The following is a 2,756-nucleotide window of genomic DNA, read 5'->3' on the forward strand; positions in this document are numbered from 1 at the left end:
CTCGTCTGTGACGGTTGGATACCGCCGAACATGAACAACGGGAATCCGATCCAGATGAGGATCGCCCCGGGCGGCAACAACCAGAACGCGACGGCGTTGAGACGCGGGAACGCCACGTCGTCCGCACCGATGAGCAAGGGCATGAAATAGTTCGCGAACGCCGCGATGATGGGCGTCCCGAACAGGAAGAGCATGGTAATACCGTGCGTCGTCATCAGGCTGTTGTACATGTTCGCACTGAGAAAGTCACCGCTCGGCGTGAACAGTTCTATCCGCATGAGAAGCACGGAAATGCCACCCCACGCGAACGAGAGAAGACCGAACGTCCCGTACAACAGACCGATGTCCTTGTGGTCTACTGTCGTGATCCAACGAATGATTCCAGCAGGCTTCTCGTGAGTCTGCGTGTTCGATTCTGCGTATCCGTAGCCACCACTGCTGCCAACGGGTGCGTACGACCGCCAGTCCTCGAAACGAGCGAGGAACGAAGCGACCGCGAGCAAAAGTACCCCCATGACAACGGTGAGAGCCAGCTGCGCAGTAGCTGCCATGCGAGAGGGTGAGAACTGCAAGGTAAAGAAAGGTTATGTTCCAGTTGCGACCTCGATTTTCTGGGCTGCAATATACGTCAACGCGGCGAGGGCGATGAACGGGAGGACGAGGAGTGCGATGCTAATCATGCCGCCGAGCCCGCTGTTGCTCCACGCGTTGAAGCCAACGAAAGCGACGAAGAAACAGACGATTATCCCCAGGGGAATGATGTTGACCATCAAGTTGAGGAGGGTTTCCTTGCTGAAGACGCTTTGTGCCATGGTACGTAAACGTAGCAAGCACGAGCTAAAATAGGTTAGTGGTTCGTTGCCGACCGTCCGACCGTCTCAGATGGGGTCCGGTTGCCAAAGCGCGCCAGCAACGCCGCCGAGGAGGAGGATGACCCCTCCGATGAGGATTGCTGTGCCACGAAGCTGGATCGAACCCACCGTCGTCAACCAAATCGCGCCGCCCACGATGAGCGACACGCCCGATGCGGCGATGAGTGCTTTCCACGGGTTGTTGATGTACTCCGATTCGCGGAGGATGCCGACGATGCTACCGACGAAGATCAGCATCCCGCCGACAGCGACGGGAAACAGGATGTTCGCCATCACGATACCCGCCTCGAACATTGCGAGACCGAACGCGACGAACAGCGGCCACGGACTGGATTTTCGGTACTGGTCGGAAAGCCCCGGTTGCTCGTCCATACGGACGCTTCGGGCTTCAGTGGTTTCATCGTTACGTCTTTCCAGTCGACGCACGGGACGTCGTAGCTCGAACGTTCAATCCCCACCGACCGCATCGACGTGCTCGCCGGGCGCGGGGTCGGTGCTGTAGAGCATGGCGAAAACGAACGACGAAACGATGATGAAACCCGACGCCGCCCAGAACGCGACGAACACGCCCGTGGCATCCCAAATCGCACCGATGAACACGGGACCGCCGACCTGTCCGACCTTCCACGCGATAGAGCGCAGGGAGAGGCTCGACGCCACCGCCTCGAACTGCTCACCCTCTTCGACGAACAGGGCCATACTCGCCGGGAGTCGGAGGCTATCGCCGATTCCCAACACGGCGTAGGCGGCAAAGAGGACGAAGAACGCGCCCGGTATCACCATCGACCCCCCGAACGCGGAGACCGTCACGCCGGGGATGTAATTGTCGGCGAGGTCGGCGAACGGGATGAGCGCCGTCCCGAGCGCGTACACGAGCGCCCCCGCGAGAATGAATCTCTCTTTCTTCCCGACCCGGTCGGTCCAGTCGCCGACTTTTCCCTGCGTAAGCGACTTCGTCAACTTCCCACCGGCCATGATACCACCGACAACGAAGGGATTGATACCGAACTCCGTGTGCGCGTAGATGGGGAGGAAGGTGATGACGGCCATCTTCCCGACGCTGAACGAGAGGCGGAAGAAGACGAGCGCCTTGATGGCCGAGCGACCGAGCAGGGTCTCGAACGTTTCACGGCTACTCGACTCCTCCGGGTCCTTCCGTCCGCCGGGGTTGTCCCGAAGGAACAGGAAAATAGCCAGAAACGCGCCGATGGTGATGACGCTGAGTGCGGCGTACGTCGCTTCGAACCCGTACAGGTACAACAGTAATCCGCCGAAGATGTCCCCGAACAGGCTGGAGAACGCACCGACCTGATTGTACGTCCCGATCCACAACCCGCGGGAGTCGTCGTCGCTGATCTCGCCGATGACGGTCGTTCCGGTGAGCCAGAGGATGCTCGCGGCGAACCCCTGCACGACGCGCATCAAAATGACGCCCGTCACCGAATCCACGAAGCTGAATCCGATGAACACGAGGACGTTGACGAAGAGACCGAACAGCAGGATCCGCTTGGAGTTTCGCGTGTCGATGTAGCGGCCGAGCGGGAGGACGATGAGCAGTTGGACGACGGCGAACGCCGTCCCGAACAGGCCCTCGACGGTGCTCGACGTGTGGAACATGCCCGCGTACAACGACAGCGCGATGAGGATCGTCGAATACGCTTGGCTCCTGGCGAACGCGGTGCCCGCCAAGGCGATGAACTCGCGGTTCCGAAAGAGGCTGGTCGACCCGCCGCTCGTCTCCTCAGTCACGGTTACGAATCGAAATAGTGGGCGAAGTATAAGAACTTCCGGCTACGGTCGGTGATTTGCCGAAAGAGGAAGGGGATTACTCTTCGAGCGCGTCGGCGATGCGCTGAAGCTGTCGCGTCGCGTCCCGAACCTCGT

Annotated in this window: 4 protein-coding genes; all 4 read right to left on the minus strand. The window is 60.1% G+C overall.

Annotated features, from left to right (window positions below; translation table 11 throughout):
* Positions 1 to 551: cbb3-type cytochrome c oxidase subunit I (locus tag WBV42_RS17975; protein ID WP_423987241.1), on the minus strand; the 551-nt coding region annotated here is incomplete at its 3' end.
* A 33-nt stretch (positions 552 to 584) separates the two neighbouring features.
* Positions 585 to 812, minus strand: a complete 228-nt coding sequence (locus tag WBV42_RS17980; RefSeq protein ID WP_066143369.1) for a DUF6684 family protein — start codon at positions 810 to 812, stop codon at positions 585 to 587.
* Positions 813 to 878: 66 nt separating this feature from the next.
* Positions 879 to 1,244: a DUF7541 family protein gene (locus WBV42_RS17985; RefSeq protein WP_423987242.1), complete on the minus strand. Its 366-nt coding sequence runs from the start codon at positions 1,242 to 1,244 to the stop codon at positions 879 to 881.
* Between the two features lie 75 nt (positions 1,245 to 1,319).
* Positions 1,320 to 2,621 (minus strand): MFS transporter, encoded by a 1,302-nt coding sequence (locus WBV42_RS17990; protein WP_423987243.1) that lies wholly within the window; start codon positions 2,619 to 2,621, stop codon positions 1,320 to 1,322.
* Between the last annotated feature and the right edge of the window lie 135 nt (positions 2,622 to 2,756).

The organism is Haladaptatus sp. (assembly GCF_049589095.1).
Taxonomy (GTDB): Archaea; Halobacteriota; Halobacteria; order Halobacteriales; family Haladaptataceae; genus Haladaptatus.